The organism is Flavobacterium sedimenticola, assembly GCF_030053345.1.
GTDB classification, from domain to species: Bacteria; Bacteroidota; Bacteroidia; order Flavobacteriales; family Flavobacteriaceae; genus Flavobacterium; species Flavobacterium sedimenticola.
This window is the reverse complement of record NZ_JASGBP010000002.1, coordinates 1-18171: the sequence shown is the minus strand read 5'-3', so window position 1 is coordinate 18171 and position 18171 is coordinate 1. Positions and strand designations below refer to the sequence as shown.

At 40.8% G+C, this 18171-nt stretch carries 16 protein-coding genes, 1 tRNA gene and 1 rRNA gene; 8 read left to right on the top strand and 10 right to left on the bottom strand.

Going from position 1 to position 18171, the window contains the following annotated elements; genetic code table 11:
* The first annotated feature begins 113 nt into the window (after positions 1–113).
* On the top strand, positions 114–1238 hold the full coding sequence (locus QHT84_RS04350) for a hypothetical protein (RefSeq protein WP_283238332.1): 1125 nt from the start codon (positions 114–116) through the stop codon (positions 1236–1238).
* Between the two features lie 39 nt (positions 1239–1277).
* Positions 1278–3347 carry a CRTAC1 family protein gene (locus QHT84_RS04345; RefSeq protein ID WP_283238331.1) on the top strand — a complete coding sequence of 690 codons (2070 nt, stop codon included), beginning with the start codon at positions 1278–1280 and terminating at the stop codon, positions 3345–3347.
* 64 nt (positions 3348–3411) lie between these two features.
* On the opposite strand, the gene QHT84_RS04340 is transcribed toward QHT84_RS04345, so the two are convergent.
* Together QHT84_RS04340 and QHT84_RS04335 are read right to left on the bottom strand one after the other, a co-directional pair.
* Entirely contained in the window at positions 3412–4251 is an 840-nt protein-coding gene (locus QHT84_RS04340; RefSeq protein WP_283238330.1) for a DUF5777 family beta-barrel protein, read from the bottom strand.
* A gap of 28 nt (positions 4252–4279) precedes the next feature.
* A complete protein-coding gene (locus tag QHT84_RS04335; RefSeq protein WP_283238329.1) occupies positions 4280–4669 on the bottom strand; it encodes an OB-fold protein in 390 nt (129 codons plus the stop codon).
* Between the two features lie 79 nt (positions 4670–4748).
* Here QHT84_RS04335 and QHT84_RS04330 point away from each other — a divergent pair, with 79 nt between their 5' ends.
* Both QHT84_RS04330 and QHT84_RS04325 read left to right on the top strand, forming a co-directional pair.
* Positions 4749–5117: a hypothetical protein gene (locus tag QHT84_RS04330; RefSeq protein WP_283238328.1), complete on the top strand. Its 369-nt coding sequence runs from the start codon at positions 4749–4751 to the stop codon at positions 5115–5117.
* Positions 5118–5119: 2 nt separating this feature from the next.
* A complete protein-coding gene (locus QHT84_RS04325) occupies positions 5120–5659 on the top strand; it encodes a YceI family protein (RefSeq protein ID WP_283238327.1) in 540 nt (179 codons plus the stop codon).
* A 25-nt stretch (positions 5660–5684) separates the two neighbouring features.
* On the opposite strand, the gene QHT84_RS04320 is transcribed toward QHT84_RS04325, so the two are convergent.
* Genes QHT84_RS04320 through QHT84_RS04310 form a run of 3 tightly spaced genes read right to left on the bottom strand, consistent with a single transcriptional unit; the run spans position 5685 to position 7602 of the window.
* Positions 5685–6641: an ion channel gene (locus QHT84_RS04320; protein ID WP_283238326.1), complete on the bottom strand. Its 957-nt coding sequence runs from the start codon at positions 6639–6641 to the stop codon at positions 5685–5687.
* Positions 6641–7141, bottom strand: coding sequence for a GNAT family N-acetyltransferase (locus QHT84_RS04315; protein ID WP_283238325.1), 501 nt, complete (start codon positions 7139–7141; stop codon positions 6641–6643). The genes QHT84_RS04320 and QHT84_RS04315 overlap by 1 nt, the downstream gene beginning before the upstream one ends.
* Complete coding sequence (locus QHT84_RS04310) at positions 7138–7602, bottom strand: DUF1801 domain-containing protein (RefSeq protein ID WP_283238324.1); 465 nt, start codon at positions 7600–7602, stop codon at positions 7138–7140. Before QHT84_RS04310 ends, QHT84_RS04315 begins: the two co-directional genes overlap by 4 nt.
* Positions 7603–7673: 71 nt before the next feature.
* Here QHT84_RS04310 and QHT84_RS04305 point away from each other — a divergent pair, with 71 nt between their 5' ends.
* Both QHT84_RS04305 and QHT84_RS04300 read left to right on the top strand, forming a co-directional pair.
* Positions 7674–8774, top strand: coding sequence for a DUF3667 domain-containing protein (locus QHT84_RS04305; RefSeq protein ID WP_283238323.1), 1101 nt, complete (start codon positions 7674–7676; stop codon positions 8772–8774).
* Positions 8775–8776: 2 nt separating this feature from the next.
* The gene (locus QHT84_RS04300) at positions 8777–9802 is read left to right on the top strand and encodes a M28 family metallopeptidase (protein WP_283238322.1); all 1026 of its coding nucleotides are present in this window, start codon (positions 8777–8779) and stop codon (positions 9800–9802) included.
* 31 nt (positions 9803–9833) lie between these two features.
* On the opposite strand, the gene QHT84_RS04295 is transcribed toward QHT84_RS04300, so the two are convergent.
* The 4 genes from QHT84_RS04295 to QHT84_RS04280 form a co-directional block, all read right to left on the bottom strand.
* Positions 9834–9910 (bottom strand) — tRNA-His (locus QHT84_RS04295).
* An 86-nt stretch (positions 9911–9996) separates the two neighbouring features.
* Positions 9997–10713, bottom strand: coding sequence for a bacillithiol biosynthesis deacetylase BshB1 (gene bshB1, locus QHT84_RS04290; RefSeq protein ID WP_283238321.1), 717 nt, complete (start codon positions 10711–10713; stop codon positions 9997–9999).
* An 82-nt stretch (positions 10714–10795) separates the two neighbouring features.
* The gene (locus QHT84_RS04285) at positions 10796–11860 is read right to left on the bottom strand and encodes an isochorismate synthase (protein WP_283238320.1); all 1065 of its coding nucleotides are present in this window, start codon (positions 11858–11860) and stop codon (positions 10796–10798) included.
* Positions 11861–12283 (bottom strand): PaaI family thioesterase, encoded by a 423-nt coding sequence (locus tag QHT84_RS04280; protein ID WP_283238319.1) that lies wholly within the window; start codon positions 12281–12283, stop codon positions 11861–11863. It abuts the gene before it with no gap.
* A 208-nt stretch (positions 12284–12491) separates the two neighbouring features.
* Here QHT84_RS04280 and QHT84_RS04275 point away from each other — a divergent pair, with 208 nt between their 5' ends.
* Complete coding sequence (locus tag QHT84_RS04275; protein ID WP_283238318.1) at positions 12492–14021, top strand: hypothetical protein; 1530 nt, start codon at positions 12492–12494, stop codon at positions 14019–14021.
* A gap of 70 nt (positions 14022–14091) precedes the next feature.
* Positions 14092–17769 carry a phosphoribosylformylglycinamidine synthase gene (gene purL / locus QHT84_RS04270; RefSeq protein ID WP_283238317.1) on the top strand — a complete coding sequence of 1226 codons (3678 nt, stop codon included), beginning with the start codon at positions 14092–14094 and terminating at the stop codon, positions 17767–17769.
* A 328-nt stretch (positions 17770–18097) separates the two neighbouring features.
* Here purL and rrf read toward each other — a convergent pair.
* Positions 18098–18171 (bottom strand): 5S ribosomal RNA (gene rrf / locus QHT84_RS14180); the annotation flags it as partial.

The window sequence follows — 18171 nt, the reverse complement described above, 5'->3', positions numbered from 1 at the left end:
AAACAAAAGGCAGAGTCTTTTTATTTTTATCAACATACTTCAAAAGAAGTATCTCAATAGTTTTGAGACAGTTAAAAAAATTATTATTTTTGGTTTTTGCCTTTTTTATCAAAATGAAGAATAACTACCTTATCGGTTTATTAACCATACTCATCATTTTCATTTTTGCTTGTTCTGAAAGCAATGATGATGACTACACGCCGGTTTCTCCCGTAACTGTAGATTTAACTCAGGTACCTTATCCGAAGCTTTCGGATTATAAGTTTTTTGAAGGAGAAATGAAAAATCAAAAACCTTCATTAAATGTATTACCTTATGAACCCCTGAGTTCTTTATTTTCCGATTACGCACATAAAAAACGTTTTGTTTGGATGCCACCGGGTACTAAAGCCATTTACAACAGTGACAATACTACGCTTGAATTGCCGGTTGGGGCTGTAATTATTAAAACATTCTATTACGATAATGTACAACCGAGCAATACCACCAAAATCATTGAAACTCGATTAATGATACGAAAATCATCGGGTTGGATTTTTGCGGATTACGTTTGGAACGACGAACAAACGGAAGCTTACTTTGACTTGAACGGGAGGAATATAGATATTAGCTGGAAAGATGAAAATAATGTCATCAGAAATGTTAACTACAGAGTTCCTAATGAAGTCCAATGCAATGTCTGCCATAAATACAAAGAAACTATCGACGGAGAATACATTGAAAAACATGTTCCGATTGGTATCAAACCACAAAATTTAAATTCAGATTATACCTACGGCACCCAAACTAAAAATCAACTTTTAAAATGGGTGGAACAAGGCTATTTGGAGAATAATTTCAACTTGCCGAATGAAACCAATACCGTAGTGGATTATAATGATGCTTCCAAACCCTTGGAAAAACGGGTGCGCTCCTATTTGGATATTAATTGTGCACATTGCCACAACACAAACGGTCATTGTGATTACAGACCAATGCGTTTCCCTTTCGGCGAAACCGGTGGGGTTAATGGTCATACCAATATGGGGGTTTGCGTACCCACAGAGGACATGCAAGACTTCCCTCCTACATTAAACACCATTATCAAACCGGGAAGTAGTGACAAATCCATGCTGTTCTACCGTATTAACACCACTAATGAATACTTCAGAATGCCGTTGCACGGAAGGTCTTTAATTCATGATGAAGGTGTTGCCCTAATGGCCCAATGGATTAGTTCATTAACCGATTGTCCTTAAATTTAGAATGAATATTAAACAACTAAACAAATATCAATAATGAAAAAAATTACTTTAACCCTTGTCTTGCTGTTTGCAGTTCAGCTCTCTAGAGCGCAAGACTCATGTGCTTCAGCCCTAACAATAAGCGCTGGTGTATACGCTGTCGGAACAATCAATGGAGCCTTACCAACACCTTGTAACGGAGGTGATGCGGTTCCGGTTGCCTACGTCCCGGCAGGTGAATGGTATGCCTACACTCCATCACAAAACTATACAGTAACCATTACATCCGACATTTCGCAAAACACCCCGCGAAAAGACACTCGTTTCCATGTGTATACCGGAACATGTGACGCTTTGAGTTGTTTTGCCGGAGATGATGACAGTGGTTCAGGATACTCCTCTATAGATGTATTTAACGTAACCGCAGGTACCACTTACTACATTGCTTGGGATAACCGTTGGTTAAACACCTCTCAAAACACCGGATTCAGCTTTCAATTAATTGAAGCACCGATAGTAGTCCCTCCAGTAACACCGATTACGTATGTAACTCAAAATGTGGCAACAATAAATAGTGGCTATAATATTTGTGTCGTAGATATGAATGGAGACCACAAAGATGACATTGTTGGGGTGAGTAACAATAATTTACGAGTGCACTATCAAGGAAATACTCCCGGGACATTCACTGTAACTGATTATCCGTTTACGAATGTATCAAACATGCCGGGATGGAGCATGGCTGCCGGGGATTATAACCGCGATGGTTATAACGATTTAATTTTAGGGAGCGGAAGTGGTCTTTCTATTTTGCGATCTAACAGCACCGGAACCGCGTACACCGGAATCACCCCGGGTGAATACATCTTCTGTCAAAGAACTAATTTTGCTGATTTAAATAAAGACGGAAACTTGGATTTGTTTTCATGTCACGATGTAGATGACAATGTGTATTACTTAAATGATGGTGCTGGTAACTTAACCTATTACCAATCTAACACTACTCCGGGTTCAATGAATTTAAGCAGTACTACCAGCGGTCAAAACGGTGGAAATTATTCTACTCTTTTTACTGATTTTGATAATGACGGGGATACCGATGTTTTCATTTCCAAATGTTCCGGTCCTCCATGTCAGTTAATCCGATATGATGGCGGTAATGTTTACACTAATGTTTCCGCAATAGCAGGAATTAATGTAACTCCGATTCAAACTTGGTCATCCGCAGTGGCTGATTTTGACAATGATGGCGACATGGACGTTATCATTACAGCCAGTTCAGGAACGCATAAATTCTTCAGAAACAACTTTGAAACCACCAATACCTTAAGTGCTTTCACCAACATTACTGCCGGTTCAGGTTGGGATGCCAATCCTTCTACAAACATCGATAATGTTGCTTATGACTTTGACAATGATGGTAGAGTTGATGTTTTGGGCGGTGGCAACAAAATTATGTTCAACCAAGGAAACAATACCTTTGCCGGAGTATCTTACAGTGGTATTGCCGTAGGTGCTGTGGGTGATTTGAACAATGACGGTTTTTTAGATATTCAAAACGGGGCAACTATTCGTTATGCCGTACCAAACAACAATAACTGGATCAAAGTAGCTTTTGAAGGCATCCAAAGCAATCGCAACGGGATTGGTGCCCGAGTTGAAATTTACGGCCCATGGGGTAAACAAATCAGAGATGTACGCAGCGGTGAAGGCTTCCGTTATATGAGCAGCTTAAACGCACATTTCGGTATTGGAACAGCCACTACCATTGATCAAGTAATCGTAAGATGGCCATCAGGTATTGTTGACACTTTTAACAACGTAACACCAAATCAGACTCTAATGGTTACTGAAGGGGCCAGTTTAGGTGTGAATGCATTCGAAAATTCTGTATTTACAGTTTATCCTAACCCGGTTAAAGACCAAATTAACATTGCCATCAATACCGCTAATCCGGTTGAATTTACAACAGCATCAATCTTTGATTTAAACGGAAGAATGGTACAAGAAGCTGTGGTACAAAATCAAACCGTTACGGTAAATCAATTGGCTAAAGGAACTTACATCTTACAATTGAAAGATGCGCAAGGGAAAAATTACTCTCAAAAATTCATCAAAGAGTAAATCATTTTATACACAAATAAAAAAGGCCTCGCAGTTGCGAGGCCTTTTTTATTTGTTATATACTTTAAAATACTCTCAACAAGTTAAACCCAAAGAAAATATCCCCTTTTCCCCAATCACCGGTAGTGTTTCCTAAGAAACCGGCTTCATGCATTCCCTGCGAGTTGCTAAAGTGCATTTGAAAAACGTGTCCGCCCGTTTCTAAGTCAACTCCAATTGACAACGGATCTCTGAAAGGAGAACTACTTGAACGATTCAAATGAGCTGCATAATCGACATTCACCGACCATCTTTTCGCAAACTTGTAGCGTCCTCCCATACCTATGGCATATTGACTGTTATCTTGATTGTCATCTAAAACAAAATTTTCATGAAAAAAAGTTGGAGCCAATTCAAGCGATAGTTTTTCATTTACTTTTCGGGACACTAACAACTGCGTAACATAAATCAACCGATTATCAAATTTCATCTCCGGATAGTTACTTTCCTTCAAGGTGTTATTGATTGCCAAACTGGTAAAACCGGCAATGGCAAAAGGAAAACCATTAGACTCTTGGGATTGAATCAAAAACTTACCCGAAAAATCATACGCAATCTCACTGCGAGCCGCACTAACCGTAAACCAGTTGTTGATTCCGTAAACAAATTTCAACTGGGTAACCGCGTTGTCCAAACCATAAAACCCTTCGAAACCATCTTTCACAGAACCAAAACGATGTGCTACAATAAAATACAAGTCGCCTTTAGCGGCTAATTTAGTCGATTCTATATTCACAATCTTCAAACCTTTAAAAGCCGATTCAACTTTGACATTTTGTGTTGAATCGGTATCAATCTCTTTCAACAAATCATCCTGAGCCATAACGCTCAGCGGGAATAAAAACAAAAAAAGTACTTTTTTCATAGCTTACAATATATTTATGGTATTAGACTTATTCTTCTACGGAACATTGATCCATTTCAATCTCTTCTAAAAGATCATTGAAACCGGTTACTCTTCCTTTTAACACTACAGCATCACCGGATTGTATCGAATTGGGAATGTCGCCCTTGAAACGAGCCGCCAATTTACCGTCGACCGTGATTATTTTATTGTTTGCATCCACGTCAGTAACTACTCCTTTTACAGCTACTGTCTTATCTAAATACGTGGCATTAGCCAAACTGTCATTTTGGGTATAACTACTGAAAATTTCATTTACGGTTGCCGTATAAGCCGCTTTTTCAGAAGCAATATCCCTGTGATCTTTATAAAGATACCGATAGCCTAAAAATGCAATTACCAAAAAAAGTATCCCAAAAATCAAAACCTTTCTTCTCATATTTCCGTTAATTAAAATAATACTATGTAAACTTAACTCATTTTTTTTGTTATTTTTATTGAAAAAAACTAAAATTTATATGAAAAAGAACAACTCTTTACTCCTACTAACATTGGCAGGCACCCTTCTTGTCAGCAGTTGTACCAATGATTCTTCCTCCGATTTGGTTGGAAATAATGATTTTGATAATGTGACCTATACGAATACCATTAAGAGCATCATCGATAATAATTGTATATCCTGCCACGCTGCCACGCCTATAAACGGAGCGCCCATGTCTTTAACTACATACGAAAATGTAAAGCAAGCGGTTCAAGAGCGAGGACTGTTAGATCGTATTTCGAGAGCGCAAGGAGCACCGGGCATGATGCCAAGCGGCGGTACCCGACTTCCGCAATCGCTTATTGATTTGGTTTTTGAATGGAACGCACAAGGTTTAAACGAATAACTATGAAAAAAACAGCTCTCCTTTGCCTTTTGCTTGTGTTTTGCCAGCAATGGGCGCAAACTAAGTTAGTCACCAAAACCGGGAAAATAACCTTTGAAGCGTCTGTCCCGGCTTTTGAAGAAGTGAAGGCTAAAAACGAAGCCGTTACTTGCATTCTCAATCCGGCTACGGGAGAGATTGCCAGCTTGGCATTGATGAAAGGGTTCCGCTTTAAAGTAGCTTTGATGGAAGAACATTTCAATGAAAATTATGTAGAAAGCGACAAGTTTCCCAAGGCTACCTTTAAAGGTAAAATTGACAATTTTGACGTTTCCAAACTCACTGCTGCTGCTAAAGAATATACCATCAAAGGAAAATTAGAACTACACGGGAAAACCAAAGACATCGTAGTAATCGCTAAAATTAAGAAAACCGAAGCCGGCGTGGAGATTGATGCCGCTTTTTCGGTAAACACAGACGATTTTGATATTGAAATCCCCAGCGTAGTCAGTAAAAAGCTGTCTAAAAAAGTAGCCGTCACACTCGATTGCACACTGAAATAAAAAAATCCCCTATTTGGGGATTTTTTTATAATGCTACTTTTTCGTAAGAATTAAGTTTGTCGATATGAAGCAGTGTTTTGTTATCATCCGGACTGCGAGAAAACATTGGGGTAAACTTGGCCCCGTGTATAATTTCATTAAATGTATATGACGTTCGCTTGACCACTGTTGTACTAAATCGATCATCAAAAACTTTGACATACACCATAATCTCGCCACTCAAATTTTCAAAATCGGTGGCTGTCAGGCGGAAAAACGGACTGCTCTCCGAAATCGGGTGTACTAAAGTCCAACTCAGCGTTAAAGCATTAATTTTAGACAACTCCAAATCGAGATTGTAGAATTTATTGACCAACTTTCCGTTCTCCTCAACAGCCATACCAACCGTCATTTTAGCTTCGGCATCTGTGAGATGGGTATTCTTATAGGGTGACAAACGTATCATTAAAGCCGTTCCTTCGCCGTAGGGCGCAATCAACGCATTTTCCGAAAAACGCAAAAAGGCTTTCGGCATACTAAATCTTCCGTAAAACAACCCCGTGGCTATGGCAAAACTCAACAACCCAAACAGGGCTTCAACAGCGGCTACAAAACTGGTTAGAAAGCCACTCGGACTGATATGTCCGTAACCCACTGTGGTATACGTTTGGATACTGAAGAAAAAAGTTTGACCAAACTTATCTAACGGAGTGGTAGCATTTATGCCCTTAAGATGTTCTACTCCTATCAGATAATAAATTCCGGCAAAACAAAAATTCACCGTAAAATAAAACACCAAAATAATAAGCATAAATTTCCACCTAGGAATATTCACCATCGTGTGATACCAACTGATACCGTCTAAGAAGCCAACACCGGTTCTTCGGATATTGGCATTGCCGTTTTTGGTTAAAAACCGCCCTCCGTAACTATTGGCATTGGTTCCGAAACCCGTAGTACTATCGGTTTTTGCCTTGCTGTTAATTTTTTTCAAAAACGCCATTATTCTATGTCTTTTTTCATCACATAATCGTCCATCACATAACCATTACCAATGGGAATAACTTCTTCTTTAAAAACGGTAAAACCCAACTTTTGATAAAAAAACTGTGCCGGATTATTTTTATTGACATTCAGATAAAGCGCCTTATCGTGATTTTGTGACGCCTCTTGCGCTATATAATCAATAAGCCTTTTACCCAAACCTTTGCCTTGTTGGGTTGAAAGCACATAGAGTTTGTGAATTTTAGTCATCCCGGTGTTTTCACAATTCAATTCATACGAAGCAAAACCAAGGGCTTTACCATCGACCTTAAGCAGTATAAAATGATGCTTCTTTTCTTGGGCTTGTTGTTGCAACGAAGCCACGCTATACATCATATTGAGCATATAATGTAACTGTGCTTCGCTCAAAATCGCACCGTACGTTTTGGGCCATACTTCTAAGGCAATAGCTCTGATTTCGGTAAATTCGGAATCTGTATTCGGTGCAATCACCATCATTTGGAAGCTTTATTAAAAGCCGATTCGTAGAGGTTTATCCAATCCTGAACCGAAACTTTTTGCGTCAGTTCGGCTATCAAATCGTACGGAATGTCATCCATCTTTTTAAACCGCACGCAGCTTTTACCCATATCCAATTTGTACTTACAGCGCTTAGCATATTCGGCTACAAACCAATCGTGCAGCTTTTTGTCGGCATACATTCCCATGTGATAAAATGCCACAAAATTCTTTTGCGAAGCCAAACCCATAAAGGGTAGCGGATCTTTAGGATTGCAATGATATCCTTTCGGATAAATAGAATGCGGAACTGCATAACCTAACATCCCATACCCCATTCCTTCCTGAAAACCTTTGGGTAAATTATCGTTAATCGTTTTGCGAAGTTGTTGCATGACCGCTTTTCGGTCTTCGGGTAGCTCTGCTATATAGTCTGCCAGAGTGTGTGCCTTAGATTGCATGGTATCTGATTTTGTTCTCAAAAATAGAAATAATTTTAATAGCTTTACCTATCCAATCACTTTGCTTACTTATGTCGAAAAACGAATTACGAAAAGATAAAACCTGTCTCAACTGTCGGTATGTGGTTGAAAACCGATTTTGTCCGAATTGCGGTCAGGAAAACACCGACACCCGCAAAACATTCCACCACTTATTCATTCACTTTTTTGAAGATTTGACGCATTATGAAAATGCCTTTTGGAAAACCATTCGCAATTTGCTCTTAAAACCGGCGGCTTTAACGAAAGAATACCTTTCGGGAAAACGATTATCGTATTTGGCTCCGGTGCGACTCTACATTTTTATCAGTTTTGTGACTTTTTTACTGATTTCTCTTTTCCCGGATGAAAACCAACCGGAAGCCGTTACGCTGAAAGAAAATAAGAAAGGACAAATGATACAATACTCCGTGAACGGTATCGTACAAGAAGATTATAAAAACCTGAGCAAAGAAGAAATTAAAATCCTGGAGTTGCATCAAAAAGGCGCTTTAACCGAACGCGAAGCCGATTCTTTATTAGTGCTGGTCAGAGAAGGAAAAATCGAAAAAGAGAAAAAAAGCGACAAAGGCTTTTTGACCCTTTGGTACGACAGCATCGAACAAATGGATTCTATTCGCAAACTAAATCCGGATGCCATAAGCGATTTCGAATACAATTTGAACAAGAGAAGCATCGAAATCAATGAAAAATATACCGATAAAGAAATCGAACAAAAGTTTCAGGAAGCCATATGGCACAATATTCCAAAGGTTTTGTTTATATACATGCCGTTATTTGCCTTTGTTTTGTGGCTTTTTCACAACAAAAAAAGATGGTATTACTTTGATCACGGTATTTTTACCTTACATTATTTCTCCTTCTTGTTACTTATCCTATTATTGATGTTTTTGTTCCATGAACTAATGGACTGCTTTGGGGATAATAGCATCATTACCACCATAACCGATATCGTCAGTATAGCAGGTTATGCGTGGATGTGTTACTATTTCTTTCCGGCGCACCATCGTTTTTACGGTCAAAGTCGCCTGGCTTCTTTTTTTAAAAGTATAACGATATTGGGCATCAATTCAGTATTGATGGGCATAATGCTGATTATACTGATTGTATACACCTTTGTCAATTTGCATTAACTATGAAAACAAATTTTATCAAACGCCATTTATGGCTGTTGGCATTCGTGCTCATCGGATGCAGTTCGCCCAAACCGACGACTAAAACTGCTAACAGCAACTATATTGATTATATCGCTACCGAAAGTCTGAAAGCCAATCTCACCGTGATTGCTTCAGATGAGATGGAAGGTCGTGAAACGGGAAGCGAAGGTCAAAAAAAAGCGGGGCGCTTCATTATCGATTTTTACCAAAAAAACGGCATCGCTTTTCCTAAAGGTGCCAAAAGCTATTATCAACCGGTTCCGGCCGCTTTTTTAAATGCTAAATACAATGAAAACTTACCCGATTCGGAGAACATTTGGGCTTTTATAGAAGGCACGGAGAAACCCGAGGAAATCGTAGTCGTTTCGGCACATTACGATCACGTAGGAATCAAAAACGGAGAAATATACAACGGCGCCGACGACGACGGTTCGGGTACCGTGGCCATTATGGAAATTGCCAAAGCCTTCCAAAAAGCCAAAAACGAAGGTAACGGACCCAAGCGTTCCATTCTTATTTTACACGTAACCGGAGAAGAACACGGCTTACACGGTTCGCGCTATTATTCCGAAAATCCGTTATTTCCCTTAAAAAATACCGTAGCCGATGTGAATATCGACATGATTGGAAGACGCGATGATTTTCACAAAGACAGCAACAACTATATCTATGTTATCGGTTCCGATTATTTATCGAGTGACCTGTATACCCTTTGCGAAAGCGTGAATACAAAATTTACACAACTGACTTTAGATTACAAATACAACGACAAAAAAGACCCGAACCGTTTTTATTACCGCTCCGATCATTACAATTTTGCCAAAAACGGTATTCCATCGGTTTTCCTATTTAGCGGTACGCATGCCGATTACCACAAGCCCGGTGACGATGTCGAAAAAATTGAGTTTGATGCTTTGACCAAACGAACGAAATACGCTTTAGCCATTGCTTGGGAAATTGCCAACCGAGAGCAAAAATTGGTCGTGGATAAAAGTGATAAATAAAAAAAGCCCTGAAATTCAGGGCTTTCTCTTTTGGGGTGAATGAGGGGTCTCGAACCCCCGACCTTCGGAACCACAATCCGACGCTCTAACCAACTGAGCTACAATCACCGTATATTGGCGCCAACAACCTATGTTGCTTTTGCGAGTGCAAATATAGTGCAAAACTTAACTTTTGCAAAGGTTTTTTATTTTTTTTAAATCAAATCCGATAAACGGTTGACCGCCACATACCTTTCGGCGGTAAAGCCTTCCCCATACTCCACGCCTATCAATCGGCCGAAGTCCTGAGATCGATAATGAATGCTTTCCAAAAAGTTTTTAGTGGCTATCGGGGTCACCGGTTCGTTCGATCCTTCCGAATAAAACTGCGAGGCATAGGCCAAGATAGAATCGGTTTTCTTGTCGATATAATCGGAAATATCCACTACAAAATCGGGCGTGATATTCTTCCACTGAATGTAATGATATACTACTTTTGGTCGCCAAGCTTCCTGTATCATTCCTTCATGTGTAGTTTCGATTTTGCGTAAACCCGACAAAAAACAGGCGTCCGAAACCAATTTGCTGCCTTTTCCGTGATCGATATGGCGATCGTCGATGGCATTGCAAATCACAATGTCGGGGCGGTAATGGCGAATTCGTTTGATGATGACCATTTGATGCGCTTCATCATTCACAAAAAAACCATCGCGCATGTCGAGATTTTCCCGAATGGCAATCCCTAAAATTTCGGCCGCTTTCGCCGACTCCTGATTGCGGATAGCCACCGAACCGCGCGTCCCGAGTTCTCCCCGGGTCAGGTCGATAATCCCAACTTTCTTTCCGAAAGCTACTTCCTTGGCGATGGTGCCGCTACAACCCAATTCTACATCATCGGGATGCGCCCCGAAAGCTAATAGGTCTAATTTCATATTCTACTTTGTTGTATGTTATAAGTTATTCGTTATTGGTTGTTGTTTCACTTACAACATAGAACCCACAACTTACAACTTTTTAATTCAAAACCTTTTTCATGGTCATTGATTTGTGCACCGTTTCCGCGAATTCATCAGCCGGAATACTACTTTGCGTAATGCCGCAACCCACAAATAATTCGGCCGCGTGAGGTCTTACTTTCATGCAGCGCAAATTTACATACAAATCGGAAACATTGGTGCGAAAGGTCGCTAAATCGATATTTAATTCACCCAAAAATCCGGAGTAATATTCCCGGTCATAACCCTCATGTTCCAAAATAAAAGCTTTGGCTTTATCTTTGGGCAAACCACAAACCGCCGGTGTCGGATGCAAAATCGCAATCACTTTACCCAAGGCTTTCTGACTTTTGAGCGTAGCGGTTATATCGGTTTTGATGTGCCAAAGATGACCGGCTTTAGCACTGTAGGGACTGGACACTGTCATCGCACTCACTTCTTGTTCCAAACCGGCTATAATAAACTCCGATACAAAATGCTGCTCCTCGATTTCCTTATCGTGCCACACTACCTTTTGAGATTCGCTTGCTGTTTGGGTACCGGCCAAAGCCACGGTTTGCAATTCTTTTTGATTGACCTTGAGCAATTGCTCCGGAGTGGCACCCATCCATAAACCAATTTTAGGATGAAAAAAGCAATACCGAAATGCCGAAGGGTATAAGGCTATCATTTTTTTAAACATCACTTCTAAATCCCATTGGGACAGCGGAACGATTTCCTTACGCGACAAAACCACTTTGCCAAACTGCCCCGCAGCAATCGCATCCACCCCTTTTTGGACCAACTTTTCAAAATCGGCTTTAGCCACTTCATCTGTTACAGCTGTAGGGTTTCCCGACAGGATATAATCGGTAGCTTGTATTTTTTCAACATAAACTTCCGATTGGTTTTGAGGAATGATTGGTATCAAAGAACCATCAAACGGGGCAAATACAAAACCTTTCGCCTTAAAATCCTCCAAAAAATAGAGATGATCGTTTTGCTGAAACAACCCAACAATACGCTCCGAATGTGGCTTGACATACAAAACAAAGGGCAAATTTTGCTCGCGTTGCGTGATTAGTTTAAGGAATAAATCGGTCATCTATCGTCGGGGTAAAATCATGTTGGTTAACTTGCAAAGCGAAATGAGTTTGTCTTGCTCATCGGTAATCTTGATTTCCCATAGATGAAGACTTCTCCCCTGATGGATGATTTTGGCCGTACAAAAAACCACGCCGTCACGCTTACTTTTTAAATGATTGGCCGAAATTTCGATACCGCGCACTTCCTGCTTTTCGGTATTGATAAACATCAACGATGCCGCACTGCCCACACTTTCGGCTAAAGCTACTGTGGCTCCGCCGTGAAGCAGTCCCATAGGTTGATGTACTCTCGAATTCACCGGCATTTTAGCGGTTAAAAAACCTTCTCCGGCATCAATATATTCAATATCTAAAGTCTGCATTAACGTATTTTTACTCCATTCGTTGCAAAGCTGCAGTACTTTTTCTTTATCAAATGACATAGCTACATTTTTCCCGTAAAAATACTACTTATTTATCACAAGGAAAAAGAGGGATAAATCAAAAATACTAAAAGAGCCGTTTTGACGTTATCTGTACAGTAAATCATCAAATTTTCAATTTAACCTATTTTCAAATTAAACTTTAATACCTACATTTACCAACCGAGACCGTATTGTAAAACGGCACCTTTTAAAACTTATCATCCCAATGCGCAATTTTATTATTCTTTTTATTGTTGGTTTAGCGGTATCATTCAGCTCTTGTCGTCAAGATTTTGAATTCAAAGCCAGTACCGGCGATTTATTTTTTTCCCGAGATACGGTGTATTTAGATACGGTGTTTTCCAATATCGGTTCGAGTACCTATACCTTAAAAGTGTATAATAAAAGTGATAAAGACATCAAAATTCCTACTATAAAATTGGGCAAACCCGATTCGAAATACCGCATGACGGTTGATGGAATGACAGGCGAAAACAACCGTATTTTTCACGATGTGGAGTTGTTAGCCAAAGACAGTATGTATATTTTTATCGAAGTTACTGCCGATGTGGCTTCAGCCAATCCGACCGATTTTTTATATACCGATCAAATTCAGTTTGACAGCGGCGAAAATTTTCAAAAAGTAGAACTGGTGACTTTGATTCAGGATGCCTATTTTTTGTATCCGAAGCGATTTGATGACGGCACCACCGAAACCTTACCGATTGGTGACGATGAAGTCTACGGATTTTATTTGGATGAAAACGACCCGATTAACGGAAACGAATACGTTTGGGGCAATGATAAACCCTATGTGGTGTATGGCTATGCTGCGGTACCCAATGGGAAAACGCTCAACGTTCAACCCGGTGCGCGGGTGCATTTTCACGCCGATTCGGGCTTGATTATCGGAAACGGTGGTAGCTTGAAAGTAAACGGACAAGTATCCAATACGGCCGCTTTGGAAAACGAAGTTATTTTTGAAGGCGACCGACTGGAGCCGGGGTTTTCGGATGTTCCGGGGCAATGGCTAACGGTATGGCTTACCGACGGCAGTACCAATAACGAAATCAATCACTTAACCATTAAAAATGCGGTAGTCGGATTGCTTATCGATCATAATGACGGCACTACAACCACTATTAAAAACACCCAAATTTACAACTCTTCCAATATCGGAATTTGGGCCAAAACTGCAAAAATCAGCGGGGAAAACATCGTAATTAACTACGCCGGAGATGCCGCATTAGCCTGTACTTTGGGTGGAAGTTATGATTTCAGACATTGTACCTTTAACAACAATTGGAGTAGTTCCCGTCAAGTGGCTGTTTTGGTGGATAATTATTACACTGACCCGCAAACCAACCAGCAAGTGGCATACGACTTAAATCAGGCTGACTTTAAAAACTGTATTATTTTCGGTTCTAATCAAGTAGAATTACTCTTGAATAAAGGGTCAGACGCTACCAAACAATTCAACTACAGTTTCAGCAAGTGTCAAATTCGTTTCAACAACACCAACAATCAATTCACTAACAATCCGTTGTATGCTTTTATCAACGACACCAATGAAATCATCAAAAACGGCGACCCGGACTTCTTCGATATTGCCAACAATAAATTGGTGATTGGTGCCGACTCCGATGCTAAAAACTTTGGGGTAAATGTGGGAGTTCCGAATGATATTTTGGGAAATCCGCGAAACGGTGTATTTGATTTGGGCGCTTATAATTCGATTGTTTTTCCGCAGGATTAAATTTTTAAAAACAGATTTCAGGTTTTGTATTTTTTAGCCTAAATTTGCACAAACAACAACACAACTCACAATGATTCATTTTTTCGGAAACGAAAGCAATACTGTTTTTGCCGTGCAAGCGCAAAACGAACTTTCGACAGAAACCATCTCAAAATTAAACTGGCTTTTTGGAAACGCATATAAAATAGAAAAATCCGTCATGACGGATTTTTTTGTTGGACCACGTGCCGCCATGATTACCCCTTGGAGTACCAATGCGGTAGAAATCACCCAAAATATGGGCATTGAAGGCATTGTCCGAATCGAAGAATTTGAAAAAGTTCCGGCCGATTTTAACGATTTTGATCCGATGTTGTCGCAAAAGTACAGCGAGCTTAACCAAGATATTTTTACGATTCACATCCAACCCGAACCGATTTTGGAAATCGAAAATATCGCTGCCTACAACCAACAAGAAGGTTTGGCATTAAGCGAAGAAGAAGTCGCTTATTTAAATGGTGTTTCTGAAAAGATGGGGCGAAAACTAACCGACTCTGAAGTTTTCGGATTCTCTCAAGTGAATTCGGAACATTGTCGCCACAAAATCTTCAACGGAACTTTTGTGATTGACGGACAAGAAAAAGAGACCTCGCTGTTCAAACTCATCAAAAAAACATCTGCTGAAAATCCCAACGATATTGTTTCTGCATATAAAGATAATGTCGCTTTTATTAAAGGGCCGAAAGTAACGCAATTCGCACCGAAAAGTGCCGACAAACCCGATTTTTACGAAACAAAAGAATTTGATTCCGTTATATCGTTAAAAGCCGAAACCCATAATTTTCCAACTACTGTAGAACCCTTTAACGGTGCCGCGACCGGTTCGGGTGGCGAAATCCGCGACCGATTGGCCGGTGGACAAGGTTCGTTACCGCTGGCAGGAACTGCCGTGTATATGACAGCGTATTCCCGCTTGGCAGCGAACAGAGCTTGGGAAAAAGGCATGCCCGAGCGACAATGGTTGTACCAAACCCCCATGGACATTTTAATCAAAGCGTCCAACGGAGCTTCCGATTTCGGGAATAAATTCGGGCAACCGCTCATTACAGGTTCCGTTTTAACGTTCGAACACGAAGAACAAAATCGAAAACTCGGCTACGACAAAGTCATCATGCAAGCCGGCGGCATTGGCTACGGAAAATTAGACCAATCCATCAAAAAGAAACCAATTGAAGGAGACAAAATTGTCATCTTAGGCGGTGAAAATTACCGAATCGGAATGGGCGGTGCTGCCGTTTCCTCTGCCGATACCGGTGCTTTTGGTTCCGGAATTGAACTCAATGCCATCCAGCGTTCCAATCCTGAAATGCAAAAACGAGCCGCTAATGCCATTCGCGGTTTGGTGGAAAGCGATAATAATCCGATTGTTTCCATTCACGATCACGGTGCCGGCGGTCATTTGAATTGTCTATCCGAATTGGTAGAAGAAACCGGTGGTTTAATCGATTTAGATAAATTGCCTGTGGGCGATCCAACCCTATCGGCCAAAGAAATCATCGGCAACGAATCGCAAGAAAGAATGGGATTGGTCATTGGTCAAAAAGACATAGACACGTTACAACGCATCGCAGAAAGAGAGCGAGCACCTATGTATCAAGTGGGTGACGTAACGGCGAATAAACGCTTTACGTTCGAAGGACAAAAAACAGGAAGTAAACCTATGGATTTGGCTTTGAAGGACATGTTCGGCAGTTCGCCAAAAACAATCATGACCGATAAAACTATTGATAGAAATTATACTGATTTACACTACAACCAAGACGATATTTTAACCTATTTAGAGCAAGTACTGCGTTTAGAAGCCGTAGCTTGTAAAGATTGGTTGACCAATAAAGTCGATCGTTGTGTGGGCGGAAGAGTCGCCAAACAGCAATGCGTCGGACCATTACAACTGCCTCTGAACAATGTAGGTGTTATGGCGTTGGATTTTAACGGAAAAGAAGGGATTGCTACCTCTATCGGTCATGCCCCAATCTCTGCTTTAATCGACCCAAAAGCCGGTAGTAGAAATGCCATCGCCGAAGCCTTATCCAATATCGTTTTTGCGCCTTTGAAAGACAATTTAAAAAGCGTTTCCTTATCGGCTAACTGGATGTGGGCTTGTAAAAATGAAGGTGAAGATGCCCGTTTGTACGAAGCCGTAGAGGCTTGTTCAGATTTTGCCATTGAATTAGGCATCAACATTCCTACCGGAAAAGATTCGCTATCGATGAAGCAGAAATACCCGAACGAAGAAGTAATCGCGCCGGGAACGGTAATCATTTCCGCCGCCGGAAATTGTTCCAATATTACCAAAGTGGTGGAACCGGTGTTACAACGAAACGGGGGTTCGATTTACTATATCAATTTATCTCAGGACGATTTCAAATTGGGCGGAAGCTCCTTTGCTCAAGTGTTGAATAAAATCGGAAACGAAACACCGACCATTAAAGACGCCGCTTTTTTTAAGAAAGCGTTCAATGCAGTACAACACTTAATCAAAGAACGCCAAATTGCGGCCGGTCACGACATCGGCAGCGGTGGTTTAATCACGACCCTATTGGAACTGTGTTTTGCCGACAATAATTTAGGCGCTAACATCGATTTCAACTCTTTTGAAGAAAAAGATTTAGTGAAGATTTTATTCTCCGAAAACATTGGTTTGGTATTACAAGCTAAAGACGATACCGTTTTTGAAAAAGCTTTGGGTGACATTGAATACTTTAAAATCGGAACGGTAACGAATTCTGATACGCTACAAATCTCAAATCTGCGACTACAAATATCGTCTTTAAGAGACAGCTGGTTTGAAACTTCGTATTTATTAGACCAAAAGCAATCCAAAAACAACACCGCCCGAGAGCGTTTCAATAATTACAGTCACCAACCTTTACAATACCAATTCCCTTCCCACTTCACAGGAAAACTAAAAGACGTCACTTCGAGTGATTCCGATGCTAATCGGAATCGTATCGAGAAGCCAAAAGCCGCCATCATCCGTGAAAAAGGAAGCAATTCCGAACGCGAAATGGCCAATGCCATGTACTTGGCCGGATTTGAGGTAAAAGACGTTCACATGACCGATTTGATTTCGGGGCGCGAAACGTTAGAAGACATTCAGTTCATTGGCGCTGTTGGCGGATTCTCAAATTCGGATGTACTGGGCTCTGCTAAAGGTTGGGCCGGAGCGTTTTTATACAATGAAAAAGCGAATACAGCCTTGAAAAACTTCCTCAAAAGAGAAGACACCTTATCTGTTGGTATTTGTAACGGTTGTCAATTGTTTATGGAATTGGAAGTCATCAATCCGGAACATGAGATTCACGGTAAAATGAAACACAACGATTCTCACAAACACGAAAGCATTTTTACTTCGGTAAAGGTTCAAGAGAATAATTCGGTTATGCTACAATCCTTAGCCGGTAGCACACTCGGAGTTTGGGTCTCGCATGGCGAAGGCAAATTTCACTTACCATACGAAGAAAGTAAGTATAACATCGTAGCCAAATATGCGTATGAAGGGTATCCGGCCAATCCTAACGGTTCCGATTACAACACTGCCATGCTATGCGACAAAACCGGAAGACACCTGGTGATGATGCCACATATCGAACGTTCTACTTTCCCTTGGAATTGGGCACATTATCCGGGGGATAAAAAAGACGAGGTTTCACCTTGGCTTGAAGCCTTTGTCAACGCCAGAAAATGGATTGAAAACCAAAATAAATAATCCGAAAACTCCTCAAATGAGGAGTTTTTTTTTGGTGGCGCGCCCCCTTGTCCCTTCTTGAGCCTGTCAAAAGGGGTCGGGCTGTCCGCGCTGCAAGGCAGCTTGCTTCCATCCCTCGCGCAAAGCATTGAGCAACTTCAATTTGTCCCTAAGCATAAAACAAAAAAACCCATCCGTTAGGATAGGGTTTACTTCGTCAGTTCGCTCCGCTCGAGTCTAAAAAAAGCCTGCCTGCCTCAGGCAGGGCGGCGACCCGAGGGCTTTGCCCGAACTGCGTCGCTCCTATAAAAAAAATGAGTCCTGACTATAAAGTCAGGACTCACTGAAAAAAAGGCGGCGACATACTCTCCCACATTACTGCAGTACCATCTGCGCAGTCGGGCTTAACTTCTCTGTTCGGAA

What these genes read in the sequence shown, in the direction of transcription:
- QHT84_RS04350 (WP_283238332.1), top strand. Translation starts at nt 114, where the DNA reads ATGAAGAATAACTACCTTATCGGTTTATTAACCATACTCATCATTTTC.
- QHT84_RS04345 (WP_283238331.1), top strand. Translation starts at nt 1,278, where the DNA reads ATGAAAAAAATTACTTTAACCCTTGTCTTGCTGTTTGCAGTTCAGCTC.
- QHT84_RS04340 (WP_283238330.1), bottom strand. Translation starts at nt 4,251, where the DNA reads ATGAAAAAAGTACTTTTTTTGTTTTTATTCCCGCTGAGCGTTATGGCT.
- QHT84_RS04335 (WP_283238329.1), bottom strand. Translation starts at nt 4,669, where the DNA reads ATGAGAAGAAAGGTTTTGATTTTTGGGATACTTTTTTTGGTAATTGCA.
- QHT84_RS04330 (WP_283238328.1), top strand. Translation starts at nt 4,749, where the DNA reads ATGAAAAAGAACAACTCTTTACTCCTACTAACATTGGCAGGCACCCTT.
- QHT84_RS04325 (WP_283238327.1), top strand. Translation starts at nt 5,120, where the DNA reads ATGAAAAAAACAGCTCTCCTTTGCCTTTTGCTTGTGTTTTGCCAGCAA.
- QHT84_RS04320 (WP_283238326.1), bottom strand. Translation starts at nt 6,641, where the DNA reads ATGGCGTTTTTGAAAAAAATTAACAGCAAGGCAAAAACCGATAGTACT.
- QHT84_RS04315 (WP_283238325.1), bottom strand. Translation starts at nt 7,141, where the DNA reads ATGATGGTGATTGCACCGAATACAGATTCCGAATTTACCGAAATCAGA.
- QHT84_RS04310 (WP_283238324.1), bottom strand. Translation starts at nt 7,602, where the DNA reads ATGCAATCTAAGGCACACACTCTGGCAGACTATATAGCAGAGCTACCC.
- QHT84_RS04305 (WP_283238323.1), top strand. Translation starts at nt 7,674, where the DNA reads ATGTCGAAAAACGAATTACGAAAAGATAAAACCTGTCTCAACTGTCGG.
- QHT84_RS04300 (WP_283238322.1), top strand. Translation starts at nt 8,777, where the DNA reads ATGAAAACAAATTTTATCAAACGCCATTTATGGCTGTTGGCATTCGTG.
- bshB1 (WP_283238321.1), bottom strand. Translation starts at nt 10,713, where the DNA reads ATGAAATTAGACCTATTAGCTTTCGGGGCGCATCCCGATGATGTAGAA.
- QHT84_RS04285 (WP_283238320.1), bottom strand. Translation starts at nt 11,860, where the DNA reads ATGACCGATTTATTCCTTAAACTAATCACGCAACGCGAGCAAAATTTG.
- QHT84_RS04280 (WP_283238319.1), bottom strand. Translation starts at nt 12,283, where the DNA reads ATGTCATTTGATAAAGAAAAAGTACTGCAGCTTTGCAACGAATGGAGT.
- QHT84_RS04275 (WP_283238318.1), top strand. Translation starts at nt 12,492, where the DNA reads ATGCGCAATTTTATTATTCTTTTTATTGTTGGTTTAGCGGTATCATTC.
- purL (WP_283238317.1), top strand. Translation starts at nt 14,092, where the DNA reads ATGATTCATTTTTTCGGAAACGAAAGCAATACTGTTTTTGCCGTGCAA.